The sequence below is a fragment of the Nonomuraea sp. NPDC049421 genome, from assembly GCF_040677005.1.
GTDB classification, from domain to species: Bacteria; Actinomycetota; Actinomycetes; order Streptosporangiales; family Streptosporangiaceae; genus Nonomuraea; species Nonomuraea salmonea.
In genome coordinates this window covers 229,269-249,688 of record NZ_JBFAQA010000003.1, presented here as the reverse complement: position 1 = coordinate 249,688, position 20,420 = coordinate 229,269, and the positions used below count along the sequence as shown (strand labels likewise).

At 72.6% G+C, this 20,420-nt stretch carries 19 protein-coding genes; 16 read left to right on the top strand and 3 right to left on the bottom strand.

Annotated features, from left to right (window positions below):
- The first annotated feature begins 16 nt into the window (after positions 1-16).
- From AB0K18_RS07240 to AB0K18_RS07225, 4 genes are all read left to right on the top strand, one after another.
- Positions 17-991: an FKBP-type peptidyl-prolyl cis-trans isomerase gene (locus AB0K18_RS07240; protein ID WP_364911121.1), complete on the top strand. Its 975-nt coding sequence runs from the start codon at positions 17-19 to the stop codon at positions 989-991.
- Between the two features lie 15 nt (positions 992-1,006).
- Positions 1,007-1,360: a hypothetical protein gene (locus AB0K18_RS07235; protein WP_364911118.1), complete on the top strand. Its 354-nt coding sequence runs from the start codon at positions 1,007-1,009 to the stop codon at positions 1,358-1,360.
- Between the two features lie 9 nt (positions 1,361-1,369).
- Entirely contained in the window at positions 1,370-2,047 is a 678-nt protein-coding gene (locus tag AB0K18_RS07230; protein WP_364911115.1) for a helix-turn-helix domain-containing protein, read from the top strand.
- Positions 2,048-2,110: 63 nt separating this feature from the next.
- Positions 2,111-2,605 carry a DUF3291 domain-containing protein gene (locus tag AB0K18_RS07225; protein WP_364911112.1) on the top strand — a complete coding sequence of 165 codons (495 nt, stop codon included), beginning with the start codon at positions 2,111-2,113 and terminating at the stop codon, positions 2,603-2,605.
- On the opposite strand, the gene AB0K18_RS07220 is transcribed toward AB0K18_RS07225, so the two are convergent.
- Entirely contained in the window at positions 2,536-3,618 is a 1,083-nt protein-coding gene (locus AB0K18_RS07220; protein WP_364911110.1) for a DUF3866 family protein, read from the bottom strand. The two genes, AB0K18_RS07225 and AB0K18_RS07220, sit on opposite strands and share 70 nt — an antisense overlap.
- A gap of 38 nt (positions 3,619-3,656) precedes the next feature.
- Between AB0K18_RS07220 and AB0K18_RS07215 the strand changes: the two genes are divergently transcribed.
- From AB0K18_RS07215 to AB0K18_RS07175, 9 genes are all read left to right on the top strand, one after another.
- Positions 3,657-4,619, top strand: a complete 963-nt coding sequence (locus tag AB0K18_RS07215) for a WYL domain-containing protein (RefSeq protein WP_364911107.1) — start codon at positions 3,657-3,659, stop codon at positions 4,617-4,619.
- Between the two features lie 28 nt (positions 4,620-4,647).
- The gene (locus AB0K18_RS07210; RefSeq protein WP_364911104.1) at positions 4,648-5,622 is read left to right on the top strand and encodes a WYL domain-containing protein; all 975 of its coding nucleotides are present in this window, start codon (positions 4,648-4,650) and stop codon (positions 5,620-5,622) included.
- On the top strand, positions 5,619-5,819 hold the full coding sequence (locus AB0K18_RS07205; protein WP_364911102.1) for a hypothetical protein: 201 nt from the start codon (positions 5,619-5,621) through the stop codon (positions 5,817-5,819). The genes AB0K18_RS07210 and AB0K18_RS07205 overlap by 4 nt, the downstream gene beginning before the upstream one ends.
- A 29-nt stretch (positions 5,820-5,848) precedes the next feature.
- Complete coding sequence (gene tatA / locus AB0K18_RS07200; protein WP_364911099.1) at positions 5,849-6,208, top strand: Sec-independent protein translocase subunit TatA; 360 nt, start codon at positions 5,849-5,851, stop codon at positions 6,206-6,208.
- Positions 6,209-6,297: 89 nt separating this feature from the next.
- Complete coding sequence (gene tatC, locus AB0K18_RS07195) at positions 6,298-7,215, top strand: twin-arginine translocase subunit TatC (RefSeq protein WP_364911096.1); 918 nt, start codon at positions 6,298-6,300, stop codon at positions 7,213-7,215.
- A gap of 39 nt (positions 7,216-7,254) precedes the next feature.
- The gene (locus AB0K18_RS07190; protein ID WP_364911093.1) at positions 7,255-8,142 is read left to right on the top strand and encodes a YegS/Rv2252/BmrU family lipid kinase; all 888 of its coding nucleotides are present in this window, start codon (positions 7,255-7,257) and stop codon (positions 8,140-8,142) included.
- Between the two features lie 100 nt (positions 8,143-8,242).
- Positions 8,243-10,972 carry a DEAD/DEAH box helicase gene (locus tag AB0K18_RS07185; RefSeq protein ID WP_364911090.1) on the top strand — a complete coding sequence of 910 codons (2,730 nt, stop codon included), beginning with the start codon at positions 8,243-8,245 and terminating at the stop codon, positions 10,970-10,972.
- Positions 10,973-11,254: 282 nt separating this feature from the next.
- Positions 11,255-13,108, top strand: a complete 1,854-nt coding sequence (locus AB0K18_RS07180; RefSeq protein WP_364911087.1) for an ABC transporter ATP-binding protein — start codon at positions 11,255-11,257, stop codon at positions 13,106-13,108.
- 244 nt (positions 13,109-13,352) lie between these two features.
- Positions 13,353-13,934, top strand: a complete 582-nt coding sequence (locus tag AB0K18_RS07175) for a helix-turn-helix domain-containing protein (protein WP_355428203.1) — start codon at positions 13,353-13,355, stop codon at positions 13,932-13,934.
- A 3-nt stretch (positions 13,935-13,937) separates the two neighbouring features.
- On the opposite strand, the gene AB0K18_RS07170 is transcribed toward AB0K18_RS07175, so the two are convergent.
- The gene (locus AB0K18_RS07170) at positions 13,938-14,252 is read right to left on the bottom strand and encodes an STAS domain-containing protein (RefSeq protein WP_364911085.1); all 315 of its coding nucleotides are present in this window, start codon (positions 14,250-14,252) and stop codon (positions 13,938-13,940) included.
- Positions 14,253-14,600: 348 nt separating this feature from the next.
- Between AB0K18_RS07170 and AB0K18_RS07165 the strand changes: the two genes are divergently transcribed.
- Positions 14,601-15,908 carry a hypothetical protein gene (locus tag AB0K18_RS07165; RefSeq protein ID WP_364911082.1) on the top strand — a complete coding sequence of 436 codons (1,308 nt, stop codon included), beginning with the start codon at positions 14,601-14,603 and terminating at the stop codon, positions 15,906-15,908.
- 365 nt (positions 15,909-16,273) lie between these two features.
- Here the strand turns inward: AB0K18_RS07165 and AB0K18_RS07160 are convergent, their stop codons facing one another.
- Positions 16,274-17,170 carry a siderophore-interacting protein gene (locus AB0K18_RS07160; protein ID WP_364911079.1) on the bottom strand — a complete coding sequence of 299 codons (897 nt, stop codon included), beginning with the start codon at positions 17,168-17,170 and terminating at the stop codon, positions 16,274-16,276.
- Between the two features lie 159 nt (positions 17,171-17,329).
- On the opposite strand from AB0K18_RS07160, the gene AB0K18_RS07155 reads away from it, so the two are divergent.
- Both AB0K18_RS07155 and AB0K18_RS07150 read left to right on the top strand, forming a co-directional pair.
- Positions 17,330-19,399: an alpha-galactosidase gene (locus tag AB0K18_RS07155; protein ID WP_364911077.1), complete on the top strand. Its 2,070-nt coding sequence runs from the start codon at positions 17,330-17,332 to the stop codon at positions 19,397-19,399.
- A gap of 90 nt (positions 19,400-19,489) precedes the next feature.
- Entirely contained in the window at positions 19,490-20,416 is a 927-nt protein-coding gene (locus AB0K18_RS07150; protein WP_364911074.1) for an ACT domain-containing protein, read from the top strand.
- Positions 20,417-20,420 lie beyond the last annotated feature (4 nt).

Below are 20,420 nucleotides of genomic sequence, written 5' to 3'. Positions count from 1 at the left end.
GCGTGTGGGAGGGCCGATGCGCCGTGCCGCCACCCGGGAGCCGTCGCCGCGGGCCGGGGCTCACGACGAGGCCGGACGGGCCGTGCTGCGTACTGTGGCGGTCATGGCGGTCATGGCGGTCGTGGCGGTCCTGGTGCCGCTGGCCGTCGGGTGCACGGGCGGGGCCGCGCAGGAGCTGAAGGTGGGCGGCGCGTTCGGGGCGCGGCCGACGATCGTCTTCCCGGCCGCGAAGCCCGGGGCGGGCCTGCGGGTGGACGAGCCGACGAAGGGCGGGGGCGAGCCGCTGGCGGCCGGTGACGTGGCGATCGTGCAGTACACCGCGCACGTGTGGGACGGCTCCGCCAACCGCCTGGTCGACTCCAGCTTCACGCGGGGCACGCCGGCCGCGTTCCCGGTGGGCGAGCTGCTGCCGGGGCTGGAGCGGGCGCTGCGGGGCCGCAGGGTGGGCAGCAGGGTGACCGCGGCGATCCCGCCCGAGTACGCCTTCGGCGCGGCGCCGCCGCGCGGCGTGCGGGCGGGGGAGGAGCTGTTCTACGTCGTGGACATCCTCGGCGCCCACCACAAGGACGCCGCGGTCGGGGCGGGGGCGGGCACGCTGGCGGGCGTGCGGATCGGGGGCGGCCCCAGGCCGTCCCTGACGGTGCCGCGGAGCGCGCCGCCGCAGAAGTTCACGGCCGGGGTGCTGAGCCGGGGAGACGGCCCTCCGGCGCGGGCCGGGCAGCTCGTGGTCACCCAGTACGCGGGCGCCGTCTGGCGTGGCGGCCGGGTCTTCGACGCGACCTGGGCGGGCGGCGGGCCGAAGGCGTTCAAGCTGGGCGACGGCGGCGTGATCAAGGGCTGGGACAAGGCGCTGACGGGCGTGCCGGCGGGCAGCAGGGTCGCGATGGTGGTGCCGCCCGCGTACGGCTACGGCCCGGCCGGCCGCCCCGAGTGGGGCGTCGAGGGCTCCGACACGCTGGTCTTCGTCGTGGACCTGCTCGCCGCCTACTGAGGCAGGATGTTCGGCGTGATCCGTTCACTGGTCGTCATCGTGTCCGCGTCAGCCGTGCTGCCGGGCCTGGCGCCGGCGGCGAGCGCCACGGCGAACCCGCCGTTCTGCAAGGGCGTCAAGCCCTGCGTGTTCGGCGGCGACGCCGGCGTGAGCTGGGTGAACGCCTCCGCCTCGGCCCGGGCGCAGGCGCGCGAGGTGGCCGCCAGGCTGCTGCGCAACGCCGAGGCCGTGCACAAGAGTCATGGCGCTCCCGGCTGGATCGACATCCGCGTGCTGAAGAAGGGCGCGTGCTGGAAGCGGTACGGCGGCGGCACGTACAAGGTCGGCCGCTCCTGCGCGCTGAAGCGGGTGGAGCGGCGGCTTTCGTAGACTCCGCGTGTGAGTAGCGAGCCCGTGGGCGGCGATCTCGACGCGCTGGCCCTGTTGCACGACCCCGTCCGCCGCAACCTGTACGCCGTCGTCGCCTCCAGCGGGGGCGACGTGGGGCGCGGTGAGGCGGCCGAGGCGGCGGGGGTGTCCAGGACGCTGGCCGGTCACCACCTCGACAAGCTGGTGGAGGCGGGGCTGCTGGAGAGCGGGTTCCGCAGGCCGGACAAGCGCGGCCCGGGCAGCGGCCGGCCGGCGAAGGTCTACCGCAGGGCGCGGGGCGAGCGGTCGGTGAGCCTGCCGCCGCGCGACTACGCGGCGCTGGCCTCGGTGCTGGCGGACGTGGTGGACCGGCTGGGCGCCGAGGAGCAGGCGGAGACGGCGGCCAGGCAGGCGGGCGCGCGGCTGGGGGCCGGGCGCGGGGGCGAGCCGGTGGAGCGGGTGCTGCGGGAGCGGGGTTACGAGCCGTACGCGGAGGGCGGGCGGCTGCGGCTGCGCAACTGCCCGTTCCACGTGCTGGCGCGGGAGCAGCCGCTGCTGGTGTGCTCGATGAACCTGGCGCTGTGCCAGGGGCTGCTGGAGGGGCTGGGCGACGATCCGGGCAGGGCGGTGCTGGATCCGCGCCCGGACGAGTGCTGCGTGTCGCTCGACGTCCTCGAACCCGAAGGGCCTGATGCGGACCTCCCGTGATCCCCGCACTTCTAAAACAAACACATATTGACATAGAAGCGCCGGCGATGGTGAGCTGAGCCCATGCATCTCGCCCAGCTCAACATCGCCCATATGCGCGCGCCCATCGACAGCGCCGAGCTCGCCGAGTTCGTCGCCCTGCTCGAACCGATCAACGCCCTCGCCGACGCGGCCCCCGGCTTCGTCTGGCGGCTCAAGGAGAGTGAGACCGACCCCACCGCCACCGTCGTGCACGACTACGGCGACATGCTGCTGATCAACTTCTCGGTGTGGGAGTCGATGGAGTCGCTGTGGGACTACGTCTACCGCAGCCCGCATCTGGGCGTGCTGCGCCGGCGCAGGGAGTGGTTCCTGCGCGCGATGGAGCCGTACATGGTGATGTGGTGGGTGCCCGACGGGGAGATCTCGTCGCTGGCGGAGGGCATGGAACGGCTGGAGCGCCTCAGGACCGGCGGGCCCGGCCCCGAGGCGTTCACGTTCAAGGACGCCTACACGCCGGAGGGCCGCCCGAGCAGCGCGGCCGCCAGCCTGCCGGCCGCCGCCGAGGCCAGGAAGTAGCCCAGGTCCTCGTCGAGGCTCCTGCCCATCGTCGACAGCCGCACCGGCGACTCGCGCAGCGCCTCGTACAGGCCGTCCACCTCGACCGGGACCAGCCGGTGCCGTACGGCGAGCAGCTCCGCCTGGTCCCTGACCCGCTCCCCGAACTCGCCGGGCAGCATCGGCACCGGCACGTCGGCGGCCGACAGCGCCACCCTGCCGTAGGCGGTCAGCGAGTGGTGGGAGACGCCGTAGTGGCGCTCGCGCAGGTCGCCCTCGCTGACCCGCAGCGCCGCCACCGGCCGCCCCAGCAGCACGCCCGCCGCGTTGACCGCCTCGCCCGCCGACACCCCTGAAAAGCCCCACCGGGTGCCGGTGCCCAGGTTGCCGGGGCCCTGCGCGACGATCGCCACGTCGGCCTCCAGCACGTGGCGGGCCGCCAGCAGCCCGGTGTGCACGGTGACCGCCTCGACGTCGCCGCCGAACGCCTGCCCCACCGTCACGGTCCCGGCCAGCCAGCCGATCTCGCGCAGCCGGGCGGCCGCCATCGAGAACCACGCCGGCAGCGCCCCGCCGTCCTGCATCACGTACGCCACCTTGATCCCCTGCCGGGCCTCGTAGAGGCCGCACAGGATGGGGGCCAGCGCCGAGTGCAGGTCGGCCACCACCACCGGCATGCCGTCGAGGGAGTCCGCCTCGCTCAACAGGTCGTGATGCGGCGAATCCTGCTCGTCCGCGCCCAGCACCGTGGCCTGCAGCGGCGTGTACCTGGCCTTCACCAGGTGCCCGGGGCCGGAGGGATCTTCCGGCAAACGGTTCGGGACGGCCACCACCATGGCGTAACCTCCCGTACCGAGACCCATCGCGAGTGCGGTCGTGTTGAGCAGCACCTCGTCACCGGGTTCCGGGCGGCCCACCAACGGGGGATAGGCCAGCGCCCGGCACTCACCTTCGGGCACGGTGACGTCCAGCTCCACCGCTCCCGGCCACTCGCGTCGGATCCGTACGACCTCGCCCTTGCGCCATCTGATCACGGGGGCAGGGTAGCGTCGATGAAGGAGGAGTGAGGCAGATGTCGCGCCGGAAGACAGAGCGGTTGCTCAATCTCGTGATCTGCCTGCTCGCCACCCGGCGCCCGCTGTCGGCCGAGCAGATCCGCCAGGCCGTCCCCGGCTACGACCGCGACGGCGACGAGGCGTTCCAGCGCATGTTCGAGCGTGACAAGAACGAGCTGCGCGAGATCGGCATCCCCATCGACGTGGTGCGCGACCCGTGGGAGGACGAGCCGGGCTACCGCATCGAGCGGGAGTCGTACGAGCTGCCGGAGATCACGCTGGAGCCCGACGAGGCGGCCGTGCTGGGCCTGGCGGCGCAGGTGTGGCAGCGCGCCAGCCTGGCCGAGGCCGCCTCGGGCGCGCTGCTGAAGCTGCGGGCCGGCGGCGTCGCCACCGACCAGCCGGTCGGCGGCTCCATGGGCGGCAGCGCGCTGGAGCTGCGCGTCGACACCCGCGACCCGGCCTTCCCCGCGCTGTGGAACGCCGTGCGCGACCGGCGCGTGGTCCGCTTCGACTACCGCGCGTCGGGCAGCGAGACCGTGCGCAGCCGCACCGTCGAGCCGTGGGGCGTGGTGAGCAGGCGCGGCCGCTGGTACCTCGCGGGGTTCGACCGCGACAGGGACGCGCCGCGCGCCTTCCGGCTCAGCAGGATCACCGGGCAGGTCACCGCCGTCGGCCGGCCCGGCGTGGTCGAGGTGCCGGCCGACGTCGATCTGCGGGCCATGGTGGCCTTCCCCGACGAGCCGAGCCACGAGCGGGTGGCCGTCGTGCGGATCAGGCAGGGGACGTGCGAGGGGCTGCGGCGGCTGGCCAGGTCCGTACGTGCGGGCGGCGACGGCTGGGACGAGGCCGAGCTGGTCTTCTCCGACGCAGAGCGGCTGGCCGGGTGGATGGCCAGCCTGGGCTCCGACGTCGAGGTCGTCGGGCCGCCCGACGCGCGCGAGGCCGTCATCTGCCGCCTGAAGGGAGCGCTGGCGTGAGCGGGCGTCTGGACGAGGGGGAACGGGAATGAGCGGGTCCGCCGATCGGCTGCCGCGGCTGCTTGCGCTGGTGCCGTACCTGATGTCGCACCCGGGGGCGCAGGTCGGCGAGGTGGCGGCGGTGTTCGGGCTGAGCGAGAAGCAGCTCATCGACGACCTGCAGCTCGTGTGGATGTGCGGGCTGCCCGGCCACACCCCGGGCGACCTCATCGACGTGTCGTGGGACGGCGGCGAGATCCTCATCGACAACGCCGAGACCATCGCGCGGCCGCTGCGGCTCGGCATCGACGAGGCCAGCGCGCTGCTGGTGGCGCTGCGCACGCTGGCCGCCAGGCCCGAGCTGGCCCTGCCCGAGGGCGGGGTGCCGGACGCGCTGCCGCGCGTGATGGCCAAGCTGGAGCGGGCCGCGGGCGAGGGCGCCGCGACCGTCAGCAGCCAGGTCGCCGTCGACGTGGACACCGCGCCCGACGCGCTGCCCCGCGTGCGCGAGGGGCTCACCAAGGGGCGCAGGCTGTCGCTGCGCTACTACGTGCCGGGCCGCGACGAGGTGACGCCGCGCGAGGTCGACCCGATGCGGGTGCTGGTCGTGGACGGCCGCGCCTACCTGGAGGGCTGGTGCTACCGGGCCGAGGCGATGCGGCTGTTCCGCCTCGACCGGGTGCTCGGCGTCGAGGTGCTGGACGTGCCCGCCGACCCGCCCGCGGAGGCGGAGCCGCGCGACGTCACCGACGGCGTGTTCCGGCCCTCGCCCACCGACGAACTGGTCGAGCTGGAGCTGAGCGCCGCCGGGCGGTGGGTGGCCGAGTACTACCCGTGCGAGCAGGTCACCGAGCTGGGCGAGGGCCGCCTGCGGGTGGCGCTGCGGGCCCGCGACGAGGACTGGATCCTGAAACTGGCGCTGCGCCTCGGCGACACCGGCAGGGTCGTCTCGCCGCCCGCGATGGCCCAGACCGTGCGCGAGGAGGCCGAGCGGGCGCTCGCCCTGTACGCTCACCGGTCATGACCTGGATCTTCCTGTCCGTCGCGATCGGCCTTGCGGGGCTGGCGGTGCTGGCGGTGGCCGGTGCTCGCGTCGTGGCGGCGGCACGTACTCTGAGAAGGGAAGTGGCCGAGGCGCAGGCCCAGCTTGAGCCGCGGCGGGCCAGATTGACCGGCCAGGGGGGTGAGACCACGCCCCCGGCAGCGTACGATCGTGGCTGAAAGAGGCAACTCGCTAGAAAGGGCGTTTCATGCCGAACCTCGGAGTGCCCGAACTCCTGATCATTCTTTTGGCGCTGGTGCTGCTGTTCGGTGCGAAGAAGCTGCCCGACATGGCCCGCGGCATCGGCCGGTCGCTGCGCATCTTCAAGTCCGAGACCGCGAAGCTGCGCGATGACGACGACGACGTCCAGCACACCGCGCAGCCGGTCCAGCCGCAGGCGCAGGCCCAGCCGCAGCCGCAGCCCGCGCAGCCGCAGCCGCTGCCGGCGACCCCCGCGGCCCCGCCCGCATCGGCGCCCGGCCTGTCCGCCGAGGAGCAGGCCCGCCAGCTGGAGGAGCAGGCCGCGAGGCTGCGCGCCAGTGCCGCCCAGGCCGACAAGCACGCCTGACCCCACCCCTCCTCCTCACCCAGGACTGCTAGATGGCGCTGCTCAAACGATCGAGCGATTCGGAGCAAGTCCGCGACCCCGAAGGTCGCATGCCCCTCATGGAGCACCTGCGCGAGCTGCGCAACCGGCTGCTGATCGCGCTGGCCGCCGTGATCGTGGGCATCATCGTGGGCTGGTTCTTCTTCGATCCGGTGTGGGCCTACATCAAAGAGCCGTTCTGTGACACCCCGCAGGCGCAGCAGCTGCGCGAAGGGCAGTGCACACTCACCTACGGCGGCATCTTCCAGTCGTTCTTCCTGACGCTGAAGGTCTCGGCGCTCGTCGGCCTCGTCGTCTCCTCACCCGTCTGGCTTTACCAGATCTGGGCGTTCGTCACGCCCGCCCTCTATCGCAACGAGAAGCGCTACTCGATCACGTTCCTCGGGATCGCGGTCCCGCTGTTCCTGCTCGGCGCCGCTCTCGCCTACTTCATCATGGACACCAGCCTGGCGATCCTGCTGGGCTTCGCACCGAGCGACACCGTCGCGACCATCCAGATCGACGAGTACCTCGGCTACGTGCTCATCATGCTGGTGATCTTCGGCATCTCGTTCGAGCTGCCGCTGCTGCTGGTGTTCCTCAACATCATCGGTGTCCTGTCGCACGCCACGGTCAAGAAGCACCGGCGCACCGTCATCTTCATCATGTTCGTCTTCGGCGCGGTGATCACGCCGGGCGGCGACCCGCTGACGATGATGGCGCTCGCCATGCCGATGATCTTGCTCTACTTCGTCGCCGAGGGCGTCATCTACCTGCGCGAGAGGCGCGGGGCGGGCAGGAGTGAGTTCGACCACCTGTCCGATGACGAGGCCTCCCCGCTGGCCGAGGACGACGCGCCGGTCGAGACGCCCGCGCCCGCCGCATCGGCCGCAGCAGAACCTCCTGCCGGGCCGCCCGCGACACCCACCGCCGGGCCGGCCACTGCTGGGCCCGCCGATGAGGAGCCGCCGGGCACCGACAAGCGCTGAGGCATTCCCCCGCCGCCCAGGAGGCGATAGGTTCCGGGCGTGTCCCCGCAACTCGCCCTCCTGGTCAACCCCGCCGCCCGCGGCGGGCGTACGCTGCGCCTGCTCGAGCCCGTGGCGCGCCGGCTGCGTGCCGGAGGGGCCGAGCTGTCCGTGATCGTCGGTGACGACGCCACCGACGCGCTCGAACGCGCCTGCACCGCCGTCTCCGAGCGGCCCGACGCGCTCGTCGCCTTCGGTGGCGACGGGCTGGTCCACCTGGCCGTGCAGGCGGTGGCCGGCACCGACGTGCCGCTCGGCATCATCCCGGCGGGCACCGGCAACGACATCGCCGCCGCGCTCGGCGTGCCCCCGAAGGATCCGCTGGCCGCGGCCAGGGCCGTGCTGCGCATGAAGACCCGGCTGGTGGACGCCGCCCGCATCAGGGCCGGGGACTCCGAGGAGCTGTTCGCCGGAGTGGCGTGCTGCGGCTTCGACTCGCGGGTCAACGAACGCGCCAACGGCCTCACCTGGCCGCCCGGCATGGCCCGCTATCTGGTGGCGACCGCGCGGGAGCTGCGCGCGTTCAAGCCGATCCCGTTCCGCGTCACCTACGACGAGAGCGAGGTCGTCGAGCGGGAGGCGATGCTGGTCGCGGTGGCCAACACGACGTCGTACGGCGCCGGCATGCGGGTCTGCCCCGACGCCAGGCCCGACGACGGCCTCCTGGACGTCGTGCTGCTCAACGCGCTGTCCACGGGGGAGTTCGTCCGCGTCTTCCCGAGCGTCTACCGGGGCACCCACGTCCGGCATCCCGCCGTGTCGGTGCGGCGGGTGCGCAGCGTACGGGTGGAGGCGCCCGAGGTGGTCGCCTACGCCGACGGCGAACGCATCGGCGAGACCCCGCTGCACTGCGAGGTCCGCCCGGGGGCGTTACGCGTCATCGTATGAAATCTACTTTGTAAAGGCGCCGGGCCGGTGCCGCCCGTCGGAAGCCCCTTGAACGGCGGCCGGAACGGACCGGAATGGCGGTTTCGGTAGGCTGGCGATTATGACAACGCCAGCGGAACGCTATGCGGCCTTCCGTCAGAAACACGGGGACGACGGGGCCGCGCTGAGATCGTTCCGAGGTCTCTACGACTTCGCGCTGGACGACTTCCAGCTCGACGCCTGCCGGGCCCTGGAGGCCGGAGACGGCGTCTTGGTGGCGGCGCCCACAGGGTCGGGCAAGACGGTGGTCGGCGAGTTCGCCGTCCACCTGGCCTTGGAGCAGGGCCGCAAGTGTTTCTACACCACCCCCATCAAGGCGCTGTCCAACCAGAAGTACAACGACCTGGTCAAGCGCTACGGCACCGCCAAGGTCGGGCTGCTGACGGGCGACAACAGCGTCAACGGCGAGGCGCCGATCGTCGTCATGACGACCGAGGTGCTGCGCAACATGCTCTATGCGGGCTCGGCGACGCTGGCCGGGCTCGGGTTCGCGGTGATGGATGAGGTGCACTACCTCGCCGACCGGTTCCGCGGCGCGGTCTGGGAAGAGGTGATCATCCACCTGCCGGAGTCGGTGCGGCTGGTGGCGCTGTCGGCGACGGTGAGCAACGCCGAGGAGTTCGGCGAGTGGATGGGCGAGGTGCGCGGCGACACGACGGTGATCGTCGACGAGCACCGTCCCGTGCCGCTGTGGCAGCACATGATGGTGGGCAACCGCATCTACGACCTGTTCATGACCGACGATCTGACGCCGCGGATCAACCCGACTCTGATGCGGGTGACGCGTGACGCGGAGCGGCTGACGGCGGGGCGTGGCAGGCGGGGTTACGGCCGGGCGCCGCGTTCGCGGCCGCGCCCGCCGGACCGGGTGCAGGTGATCGAGAAGCTCGACGGCGAGGGGCTGCTGCCGGCGATCACGTTCATCTTCTCGCGGGCGGGGTGCGACGCGGCGGTGCAGCAGTGCCTGTCGGCGGGCATCCGGCTGACGACCGACAGGGAGCGGCACGAGATCAGGCAGCTGGTCGACGAGCGCACCGCGCACCTGCCGGACGAGGACCTGGCGGTGCTGGGTTACCTGGAGTGGCGTGACGGGCTCGAGCGGGGCCTGGCGGCGCATCACGCCGGCATGCTGCCGGCGTTCAAGGAGGTCGTGGAGGAGCTGTTCACCCGCGGCCTGGTGAAGGCGGTGTTCGCGACGGAGACGCTGGCGCTGGGCATCAACATGCCGGCGCGCAGCGTGGTGATCGAGAAGCTGGACAAGTGGAACGGTGAGACGCACGCGGATCTGACGCCGGGGGAGTACACCCAGCTGACGGGGCGGGCGGGGCGGCGCGGCATCGACGTCGAGGGTCATGCGGTGGTGCTGTGGCAGCCGGGCATGGATCCGCTGTCGGTGGCGGGGCTCGCGGGCACCCGTACGTATCCGCTGCGGTCGAGTTTCCAGCCGTCGTACAACATGGCGGTCAACCTGGTCGGGCAGTTCGGCAGAGAGCGGGCCAGGGCGCTGCTGGAGGAGTCGTTCGCGCAGTTCCAGGCCGATCGTGCGGTGGTGGGGCTGGCCAAGCAGCTGCGCAAGCACGAGGAGGCGCTGGAGGGCTACCAGGAGGCGATGACGTGCCACCTGGGCGACTTCCCCGAGTACGCGGCGCTGCGGCGGCGGCTGTCCGATCGTGAGGCGGAGCTGTCGCGGCAGCGGGGTGCGGCGCGGCGGGCGGCCGCGGTGCGGTCGCTGGAGGCGTTGCAGCCGGGTGATGTGATCAGGGTGCCGGGCGGGCGGCGGGCCGGGCTGGCGATCGTGCTGGATCCCGGCCGCAATCCGCGTGGTCACGGGCCGAGCCCGCTGGTGCTGACCATCGGCAAGCAGGTGAAGAAGCTGGATCCGGCGGACTTCCCCGTGCCGGTGGAGCCGTTGGAGAAGGTGCGCATCCCGAAGAACTTCAACGGGCGCTCGCCGAAGGAGCGGGCGAACCTGATCTCGACGCTGATGGCGAAGATCGGTGACCGTGATCTCGGTAAGCCGGCGCGGGCGCGTGACCACACGGTGGAGGACGACGAGGTCAACGAGCTGCGGCGGCGCATCAGGCAGCATCCGTGCCACGGGTGTGACGACCGTGAGGACCACGCGCGGTGGGCCGAGCGTTACTACAAGCTGCTGCGTGAGACGGAGGGTCTGCGGCGGCGGGTGGAGGGGCGTTCGCATGTGATCTCGCGGACGTTCGACCGGATTTGCTCGGTGCTGGAGCAGCTGGGTTACCTGCGCGAGGAGACGGTCACCGATGAGGGGCGGCGGCTCGGGCGGCTCTACACCGAGCTGGATCTGCTGACGGCCGAGTGCCTGCGTAACGGGTTGTGGGAGGAGCTCGATCCGGCGGAGCTGGCGGCGTGCGTGTCGGCGCTGGTGTTCGAGTCGCGGGCGTCGGACGACACGCGGCGGCCGAAGATCCCGGCGGGGCGGGCGCAGGACGCGCTGTCGGCGATGATCCGGCTGTGGGGTGAGCTGGAGGGCATCGAGTCCGACCATGGGCTGTCGACGATCAGGGAGCCCGATCTGGGGTTCGCGTGGGCGGCGTTCCGGTGGACGAAGGGGCATTCGCTGGACGCGGTCCTGATGGAGGGCGTCAACGGCAACGAGCTGGCGGCGGGTGACTTCGTGCGGTGGGTCAAGCAGTTGATGGACCTGCTGGGTCAGCTGGGGAACGCGGCGCCGGAGGGCAGCAAGATCCGCCAGACGTCGGTGAAGGCGATGGACGCGATGCGGCGGGGTGTGGTGGCGTACTCGTCGCTGACCTGATGCCGTTGCCCGAAGGCGCTCTCGAAACGAGGTTTCGGGGGCGCCTTTGGTGTTGTCGTGACCGCTGGTTTGCGTTTTTGCCGGTGGGTGCGGGCCTTTACTTCTTCGCCGGAACGGCCTTTCTGTTCGGGCTTTACCAGTCAAGCCTTCCTGAAATCAGCGATTATCTGCTGATTTATCGCAATTCGGGTGCTAGCGTCCGATTTGTCAGTGTTCAGCCAACGGGGGAGGAATCATGGCGAACACGCAACTGTCCCAGGTCGGCTTCCAGCAAGGATGGGGATGCCGGAGGCGGCGTCGCTGGCGCAGGTGGGGTTGGTGCGCCCGTCGCAGGTGGTGGGGGTGCTAGAACCCCCAGATGAGGGCCGGCGGCCTGGCCGCCGGCTCTCCTTCAGCGCCTCCGGCCGTGAACTCGCGCCGGCGATCACCATTCGCCGGACGTTCCGCGAGTTCTGGCCGGACACTCGCGGTCTGCGGCGGCTCTTCGCGGCAGGCGTGGTCTTCGCCATCCTTGCCGCGCTCTGCGAGGTCGTCGCGATCCGCCTGTTCGGGCACATCACCGACGAGGTGCTGACGACCCGACAATTGGCGGCCTTCTGGTCACCGGCCTCCGTCTGGCTGGGGCTGGCCGTGCTCGCCGGGCTGCTGTCCTTCGGCGGGGCCTACACCACCGCGCTGGGCGCCGAGCGGTTCCTGCTGGCCCTGCGCGACCGCGTGTACGCGCACGTGCAGACGCTCGCCCCCGACTTCTCCGAGAAGCGGCGGCTGGGCGACCTGATGGCGCGCATGACGGACGACGTGGAGGCCATCGAGGAACTGGTCGGGTCCGGGCTGGTCAAGGCCATCACCACGGTGGCCGGGATCATCTTCTTCGCCGGGGCCGCGTTCTTCATCCGATGGGACCTGGCCCTGCTGACGATGGCGCTGATCCCGCTGTTCCTGATCACCTCGAAGGTGTTCGCCTCGAGGTTCAGGACGGCGGCGGCGCGCGAGCGGGCCAGCAACGGGGCGATGAACAGCGTCCTGGAGGAGGGGCTGGCCAACCAGCCGCTCGTGCAGTCGTACAACCGGCAGGGCGAGGAGTCCCGCCGGCTGCACGCCGAGGGGCGCGGCTGGTTGCGGGCCAACATGTCGCAGGCCTGGCTGGCCGGGCTCTACAACCCGGCGGTGCAGGTCATCGAGACGGTCTGCCTGATCGCCATCCTCGGGTTCGGCGCGTGGGAGATCGCGGCTGGCCGGCTGACGATCGGCGGGCTGCTGTCGTTCGCGGCGTACCTGGCCCTGCTCTACCCGGCCGTGCAGAGCCTGGGTGAGCTGGCCCTGACGGTGTCGGAGGCGGCGGCCGGGTCGGACCGGGTGATCGAGATCCTGCGTACCGATCCTGCCGTCCGCGACGCCGGCGACGCGGTCCCGGCGGGCCGGTGCGGCGGCCGGATCGACTTCGACCGGGTGAGCTTCACCTATCCGGGACGGGGCCGGCCGGTGCTGCGTGACCTGTCGTTCACCGCCGAGCCCGGCGAGGTCGTCGTGATCACCGGGCCCAGCGGGGCGGGCAAGTCCACGCTTGCCAAGCTGCTGCTGCGGTTCTACGACCCGGACTCGGGCCGCATCCTGCTGGACGGCACCGACGTCCGGAGACTGACGCGGCAGTCGCTGCGCGAGAACATCACGGTCCTGCACCAGGAGACGCTGCTGTTCTCCGGCTCGGTACGCGACAACATCGCCTACGGCCGGCCGGGCGCCTCGCTCGACGAGGTGATCAGGGCGGCCGAGGTGGCCGGGGTGCACGACTTCGTCAAGCTGCTGCCCCAGGGGTACGACTCGCCTGTCGGGCAGCGCGGCCGGCTGCTGTCCGGCGGGCAGCGGCAGCGCATCGCGATCGCCAGGGCCATCCTGCGCGACACGCCGGTGCTCGTGCTCGACGAGCCCGTCACCGGGCTGGACGTCGCCACCGCCGCCCACGTCATGCGGCCGCTGCGGCGGCTCATGGCCGGGCGTACCACGCTGCTCATCACGCACGACCTGCGGCAGGCGCCGGAGGGGGCGCGGGTGATCGAGATCGAGCCGGTTCCGCGGGAGGAGCGGATCCGGCTCAAGCGGGTAGGCGCGCGGTCCGGCGGGGGAGCGTCTCCGTGACCCCCGGCTCGCCGGTCCGGCACCCGCCCCGACACTCCGGGGCGGGTGCCGTGCTTTTCGGGGGGCCGTGATTCGGGCCTCACCCGTCCTGACAGTCCGGGGCGGGTGCCGGGCTTTTCGGGGTTCTGCTGGGCTTTTGGGGCTGTATGTCGGGGAATCTCCTAGATAGAATCGGAGAGCTTTCTCCGTTTGTCGCCGCGGGCCCGCTTTCCGCCTGCCGGCGGGCCGAAGGCAGGTGGAGACCTTGGGCGACGATCACGGCGCCGCCAGGCCGCTGCGGGCCGATGCCCGGCGCAACAGGGAGCGGGTCCTGCAGATCGCGCAGGAGGCGCTGGCCAGTGACGGCCTGACCATCTCCTTCGACGAGATCGCCCGGCGCGCCGGGTTCGGGGTCGGCACCGTCTACCGGCACTTCCCCACCAAGGAGGCGTTGTTCGAGGCGGTGCTGCTGGGGCGGATCGAGCGGTTCGTGGCCGACGCCCGCGCGCTCGCCACCGCCGAGGACGCCGGGCGGGCGTTCTTCGGCTGGTTCGCGGGAGTGGTCGAGCAGGCGGCGGTCAACCAGGCGTTGTGCGACATGCTGGACAGCGGCGCGGCGATGCCGCTGCGGCCGGGCTCCACGCTGGCCGGCGACTTCGCCGCCGCGCTGGGCCGGCTGCTGGTGCGGGCGCAGCGGGTGGGCGCGGTGCGCGCCGACCTCACCGCGGGGGACGCGCTCGACCTGCTGCGGGGGTGCCTGGTCGCCGAGCGCGGCGCGCGGGCCAGGGGCGGGGCGGTCCGGCTGGCGGACGTGGTGTGCGACGGGATGCGCGCCCGTTCACCTTGACCTTCACCAGGTCAGGTGACGGTCGAGGCCGGTGATCCGGAGCAGGCGGCGCATCGGGGGCAGGACGTTGACGAGGTGTACGGGCGTGTGCCGGCTGAGCGCCTGGTTGTGCACGGAGACGAGGATACCGAGGCCGGCCGCGTCGATGAAGGACAGGCCGCCCACCTCGATGACCAGCTTCTTGGCCCCGCCGGCCTCCTGGAGCAGGGCGAGCAGGTGGCTGCGGAGCTGCTCGGTGGTGGCGATGTCGAGCTCGCCCGAGACGCTGACGATCAGGGCTCCGTTGTGGCGGCTGGTGGTCAGGTGAAGGGGATCCATGTGCCGCTCCGCGCTCTTCTCACACGGCCGGAATCATCCTGACGTGGCGCGGCCCCGCCCTTGCCGTAGGCACCGGATGTCATGCAGGCGTCACGTACAGCGACTGAGTGCTTTCGATGTGGAGTGTACATGTTTATCACGGTCAGTCCAGGGGGCGGTTCTTGTCCGGGTAGACAGGAGAAATCCTCGGAAAAACAATTCCGGTTACCAGGTGGAAGAAACTTCATCCCGGGCGACGGATGACGTGCGCGGCGACCTGATCGTTATTTGTGGGAATTTGCGGGTTTGTCGGGGTTGGTCACACTACGCTGCTACCGCTTGCCGAGTACGAGGAAAGCGGACGACATCGTGTTCATCGCAGTCACAGTGCTGGCCGCCGCCGTGGTTGGCGCGGTGGTCTGGTGGTTCCGCCGGGATCCGGTGGAGGATGCGGCCGGCGACAGGTTCGAGGCGGAGCCTCTCGGCGGGTTGCTGCCGCCCGACACGGAGGCGGTCTTCGTGGAGGGCCTGCGGGCGTACCACGACTCGGGCAGCCCGATCCAGGTGGACGGGGAGCTGGAGGTGGTGGTGGCGTACGAGCCGCCGCGGTCGGTCTCCCTGCGCCTGCTCGCCGACGCCTTCGCGGCCCGGGGGGACGCCGCGCTGCACGACCCGCAGGGCACGGTCGCGGAGCTGATGGACGAGCTCACGGCCACCGAACGGCCGGGCGTCCTGCACCTGCGCGGCGGCCTGCCCGCGGACGATCTCGACGACGTGGCGGACCTGGACGGCATGAACCCCGACCGCCTCGCCGCAGCGGTGGCCGAGGTCGTGACGGAGATGGTGGCCCAGACGACCGCGGCCGACGCGGCAGCGGCCGGTTCCAGCGTGAGCACGACGGCGGCTGACGCGACGGTGGCCGGTGCCGGCGCGGGCGCGGGCGCGTCAATGGCCGACGCGGCGGTGACCGGTACCGAAGTGAGCGCGACAGGGACCGGCGCGGGTGCGGGTGCGACGGCGGTGGCTGACGCGAACGCAGGCGCAACGGTGGTGGCCGACGCGGATGTGGACGGAACGGCGGTGAGCGGGGCCGACGGGCTGGGCGGTACGGCGGTGAGCGGGGCTGACGGGCTGGGCGGTACGGCGGTGAGCGGGGCCGACGGGCTGGGCGGTACGGCGGTGAGCGGGGCTGACGGGCTGGGCGGTACGGCGGTGGACGGGGCCGACGGGCTCGGTGGTACGGCGGTGAGCGGGGCCGAGGGGTGGGGGCTCTGGGCGGCGGAGACGAGGCTCGGGGCGCTGCACGTCCGCGTGCCGGCTCCGGCCCCGGCGGTGCCGGCGGGGGAGGCGGGTTCGGCCGACGGCGGGCCGGACGAGAGCGGGTCCGGCGGGAGGACCCATGTCAACGGGACGCCCGTCAAGCCCCTGCACACCCCCCAGGAAGCGGCGCCCGAGGCGGACGCGGGCCGGCCGAACACGCTCATGCTGGACCTGGCCCGTGTCCTCGACCGCTGCCGCGAGGTGCGCGAGCGGCGGCCGGACGCGCCGGCCGAGGACGTGCTGCGCGAGGCGGTCACGGACCTCCTCGCCGCCGACGGCCCTGGCATGACGTGGGCCCACCCGCCCACCCCGGCCCAGCGCCGCCTGGTGCAGGGAGGCTCCCCGGAGCCGCACTGACGCTCGCCTTCCGACAGCGTCGCCCACCGGAACCCCCTGGACGACGCTGCGGGCAGGGACCCGCCGGGGCCCGGCGGCCGAACCGCCGGTAGGCGCTCGGCGGATCCGGTGGGTGGGGCTGCTGGGTGGGCGTCGCCAGGTTCGGCGGGTGGGCGGCGGTCGCCGTCGCTGCGCCCGGTGGGTGGGTCGAGAGCGGCGGTTGCCGGGTTCGGCGGATGGGCGGTTGGTTAGCAGGTGCCGGGTTCGGTGGTGGGCGGTTGGTTGGCGGGTGTCAGGTTCGGGGTGGGGTCGCAGTCGGAGTGTGGCGGCTTCGGTGGCGGGCCGTGCCGGGGACTGGTGCCGTTGGTTGAGGGGTGGTGGCGGGGTCAGCCGGTGTTCTCGGCGCGGCCATGGCGCCAGTAGCCCATGAAGGCGACTGCTCGGCGGTCCATGCCGCGTTCGGCCACCAGGTGGCGGCGCAGGGTTTTGATGACGCCCGCTTCGCCGGCCAGCCAGGCGTACAACGGGCCGTGCTCGGCTGTGTCCTGGGGGACTTCCCACAGTTCGTCGGTGTCGACGTCCACGTCCTCGAAGGAGTCGGGGGTGGCGGACAGCGGGGGGAGCAGGCGGGCGGCGGCGGCGCGGACGGCGGGGATGAGTTCGGCGCCGCGTTCGCCGTCGTTCCTGGCGAGCCAGGTGACCTTGATGTTGGCGGGCGCCGTGATCGGCAGGACGTCGGCCTCGAGGGGCACCTCCATGAGCACCTCGCCGGCCAGGTGCGCGGGGATGCGTTCGAGGATGGCGCAGATGGCGGGCACGGCGGTCTCGTCGCCGGCGATGAGCACGCAGCCGGTGCCGGTGGGCGGCCGGAACTCCAGGCCGCCGTGCGGCCCTTCGTGGACGCCGTTGGGGCCGAGGAGGGCGGCGACGTCGCCGGGCCGCACCTGCTCGGCCCAGCGGGCGGCGGGGCCGCCGTCGGGGTGCATGACGACGTCCACATCGACCTCGCCGGCCTGCGGGCGGACCGTACGGGCGGTGTAGGTGCGCATCACGTTGCGCTTGCCGGAGTCCAGCTCGCGCCAGCGCTGGTACCAGTCGGGGCCCTTGGGCAAGTACGTCATGCCGTGCTCAGCAGCGGGAAGGAAGAGCTTCACCCGCTGGTCGAAGCCGTTGTCGGCGAACTCGCGCAAATCGTCGCCGGTGAAGGTGACGCGCAGGAAGGACGGGCTGAGGCGTTCGAGCCGGTCCACTCGTACGTCGAACATGCGAAAGGGCTCGGTCATCCCCGAAATCCTCCAATGAAGTTATTAGGTGAGCCTAACCTAAACGATCGCGGGGATTTAGGCCAGCCGGGGTTAGTGCATCGGCCCCACTCGGGACGATAGCGTCGTGAAAGGTGAAAACCGGGCCCCAGCGCCCGCCCCCAGATTGGAGTCCCGACCTTGTCTCCTGTGATCCTCTCCGCGGCCGGTGCCGCGCTGGTGCTCGACGCCTCCGGCCCCGGGCTGCCCCGGGTACGGCACTTCGGCGCGGACCCGGGAGCAGGGCAGGACCTGGCGGTGGTGCTGGCCCCCTCGCCGGGCGCGCCCGCGCCGTCGCTGCTGCCCGCCCAGGCCGAGTCCTGGTACGGCAGGCCGGGGCTGTCCGGCGTGCGGGACGGCGAGCACTGGCCGGTCCGCTGGAGCGTGGAAGGGCTCGACGTCGCGGCCGAGCCGGGCGCGGGCGGCACCGTGACCGTGACGGCCGCCGACGAGCCGGCCGGGCTGCGGCTGGTGTGCGAGCTGGTCATGGAGGGCAGCGGGCTGGTGCGCATGCGGCACGCGGTGACGAACATGGCCGCGTCCCCGTACCGGCTGGAGGGGCTGGTGTGCACGCTGCCGGTGCCGGCCCGCGCCGGCGAGCTGCTCGACTTCACCGGCCGGTGGGCGCTGGAGAAGGTGCCGCAGCGCAGGGAGTTCACCCGCGGGGTGTGGTCGCGGGAGAACCGGCGGGGCCGCACCGGACACGACGGCACCGGGCTGCTGATCGCCGGGACCGGCGGGTTCGGGTTCCGCGGCGGCGAGGTGTGGGCCGTGCACGCCGGCTGGAGCGGCGACCACGTGCACTACGCCGAGCGGCTGCCCGAGGGCGTGTCGCTGCTGGGCGCCGGTGAGCTGCTGGAGCCGGGCGAGGTCGTGCTGGCGCAGGACACGACGTACCGGACTCCGTGGGTGTTCTTCACCTGGTCGGGGAGCGGCCTGGACGACGCGGCGGCGCGGCTGCACGAGCACCTGCGCGCCCGCCCGCTGCCCGTGCGCCCGGTCACGCTGAACAACTGGGAGGCCACCTACTTCGACCACGGCCTCGACCGGCTGCTGGAGCTCGCCGAGCGGGCCGCCGCGGCCGGCATCGAGCGGTTCGTGCTGGACGACGGCTGGTTCCGGCACCGCCGCCACGACCGGGCCGGGCTCGGCGACTGGTACGTGGACGCAGGCGTCTGGCCGGACGGCCTGCACCCGCTCGCCGACCGGGTACGGAAGCTGGGCATGCAGTTCGGGCTGTGGTTCGAGCCCGAGATGGTCAACCCCGACTCCGACCTGGCCCGCGAGCACCCCGACTGGATCCTCGCCCGGCCGGAGCGGATGCCGCCGCCGCAGCGCGACCAGCAGGTGCTCGACCTGGCCAGGCCGGAGGCGTACGCGTACCTGCTGGAGCGGATCGACGCGCTGGTGCGCGAATACCGGCTCGACTACATCAAGTGGGACCACAACCGCGACATCGCCGAGCCCGTGCACGACGGCGCGCCCGGCGTGCACGCGCAGACCCTCGCCACCTACCGGCTGCTGGACGAGCTGCGCGAGCGTCACCCCGGCCTGGAGATCGAGTCGTGCTCGTCCGGCGGGGCGCGCATCGACTACGGCATCCTGGCGCGCACCGACCGGGTGTGGACGTCCGACTGCAACGACGCGCTCGACCGGCAGCAGATCCAGCGCTGGACCGGGCTGCTGGTGCCGCCGGAGCGGATGGGCAGCCACGTCGGCGCGCCCCGCGACCACAGCACCGGCCGGATGCTGCCGCTGGCGTTCCGGGCGGCGACCGCGCTGTTCGGGCACATGGGGGTGGAGTGGGACATCACCTCGGCCAGTGCCGAGGAGCTGGAGGAGCTGGCCGCCTGGATCGCGCTGCACAAGCGGCTGCGGCCCGTGCTGCACGCCGGTCGGGTCGTGCGGGCCGACCATCCCGACCCGACGTCGCTGCTGCACGGCGTGGTGCTGCCCGAGCGGGGCGTGTTCGCGTACGTGCAGGTGAGTTCGCGGCTGGACGTCGGGCCCAGCCCGCTGCGGCTGCCGGGGCTCGACCCCGCCGCCACGTACGAGGTGCGCCTGGCCGGGCCCGTGCCCGCCCGGACCCTGCTGCCCGACTGGGCCGCCGGGCCCGTCCGGCTGTCCGGGGCCGTGCTGGGCGAGCTGGGGCTGCCCGCGCCCGCCATGCCGGCGACGTCCGCGCTCGTCATCGAGGTGGAACGGGTCTGAGATCCGGTGCCGGGGTGGTGAACGCGGTTTAATGCGGTCGCAACGCGGACGCCCGTGATCAGGTAACACGGGTGCCGCAGACTGAGGGTCATGAGCGATGCACCCAAAGTAACGTCTCGCCCCGGCTCAGGACCGCCGCACCTTCCCGAGCGGGCCTGGTGGCGGGAGCTGATCGAGATCGCCGCGCTGTTCGTCGCGGTCGGTCTGGCGCACCTGCTCGCCACCCTGCTCGGGCATCAGGAGCCTGGGCCCGTCGTGCTCGTCGGGCTGGGCGCGGCGCTGATCGTCGGGGCGGCGGTCCACCGCAGATTGGGACACCGCAGATTGGGACACGGCAGATTGGGACACGGCAGACCGGGACCCAGTCGCTCAGGACACGCTCGGCTGGGACACCGCCGCCCGGCCGGGCGTGCGGTGCGGCGCCAGGAGGTGGCGCTTCCCGAGGAGAGCGGGCGGGGGATGACCCTGTGGCGGATCCGGATGCGGGTGGTGGAGCGGCCGGGGCGGCTGGCCACCGTCGCGGGCGCGTTCGGGCGGCTCGGGTGCAACATCCTGGCGCTGCACATCGCGCCGACCGGGGGCGGCGCGATCACGCCCGCCGGGTGCGACGCGCTCGACGAGTTCGTCATCGAGGCGCCGCGCGACCTCGGCCCCCAGGTGCTCGCCGCGGCGCTGGCCGAGGCGGGCGGGCATGACGTGGTGATCGTGCCCGCCCGGGTCACCGACCTCACCGACCCTGGCGTCCAGGCGCTCGTGCTGGCGCAGCGGGTCGGCGACGATCCCGCCAGGCTGCCCGAGGCGCTGGGCGAGCTGCTGCGGGCCGCCGACGTGGAGTGGCGGCGGCCGGGGGACACCGTGGACGATGATGCCGAGCCCAACACCACCATGGTGGTCTCGGTGAGCCCGGGCAGGGCGCTGCTGGTGCGGCGGCCCGAGCTGCCGTTCACGCCGACCGAGGCGGCCCGCGCCGCCGCCCTCGCCGCGTCCGCCGCCCACGCCCGCTACCACCCGGGGTGAGCAG

Excerpts from the sequence above, each read along its gene's own strand:
- AB0K18_RS07240 (WP_364911121.1), top strand. The coding sequence starts at position 17 with ATGCGCCGTGCCGCCACCCGGGAGCCGTCGCCGCGGGCCGGGGCTCAC.
- AB0K18_RS07150 (WP_364911074.1), top strand. The coding sequence starts at position 19,490 with ATGAGCGATGCACCCAAAGTAACGTCTCGCCCCGGCTCAGGACCGCCG.
- AB0K18_RS07215 (WP_364911107.1), top strand. The coding sequence starts at position 3,657 with ATGTCGCGCCGGAAGACAGAGCGGTTGCTCAATCTCGTGATCTGCCTG.
- tatC (WP_364911096.1), top strand. The coding sequence starts at position 6,298 with ATGCCCCTCATGGAGCACCTGCGCGAGCTGCGCAACCGGCTGCTGATC.
- AB0K18_RS07225 (WP_364911112.1), top strand. The coding sequence starts at position 2,111 with ATGCATCTCGCCCAGCTCAACATCGCCCATATGCGCGCGCCCATCGAC.
- AB0K18_RS07185 (WP_364911090.1), top strand. The coding sequence starts at position 8,243 with ATGACAACGCCAGCGGAACGCTATGCGGCCTTCCGTCAGAAACACGGG.
- AB0K18_RS07160 (WP_364911079.1), bottom strand. The coding sequence starts at position 17,170 with ATGACCGAGCCCTTTCGCATGTTCGACGTACGAGTGGACCGGCTCGAA.
- AB0K18_RS07210 (WP_364911104.1), top strand. The coding sequence starts at position 4,648 with ATGAGCGGGTCCGCCGATCGGCTGCCGCGGCTGCTTGCGCTGGTGCCG.
- AB0K18_RS07170 (WP_364911085.1), bottom strand. The coding sequence starts at position 14,252 with ATGGATCCCCTTCACCTGACCACCAGCCGCCACAACGGAGCCCTGATC.
- tatA (WP_364911099.1), top strand. The coding sequence starts at position 5,849 with ATGCCGAACCTCGGAGTGCCCGAACTCCTGATCATTCTTTTGGCGCTG.
- AB0K18_RS07205 (WP_364911102.1), top strand. The coding sequence starts at position 5,619 with ATGACCTGGATCTTCCTGTCCGTCGCGATCGGCCTTGCGGGGCTGGCG.
- AB0K18_RS07180 (WP_364911087.1), top strand. The coding sequence starts at position 11,255 with ATGCCGGAGGCGGCGTCGCTGGCGCAGGTGGGGTTGGTGCGCCCGTCG.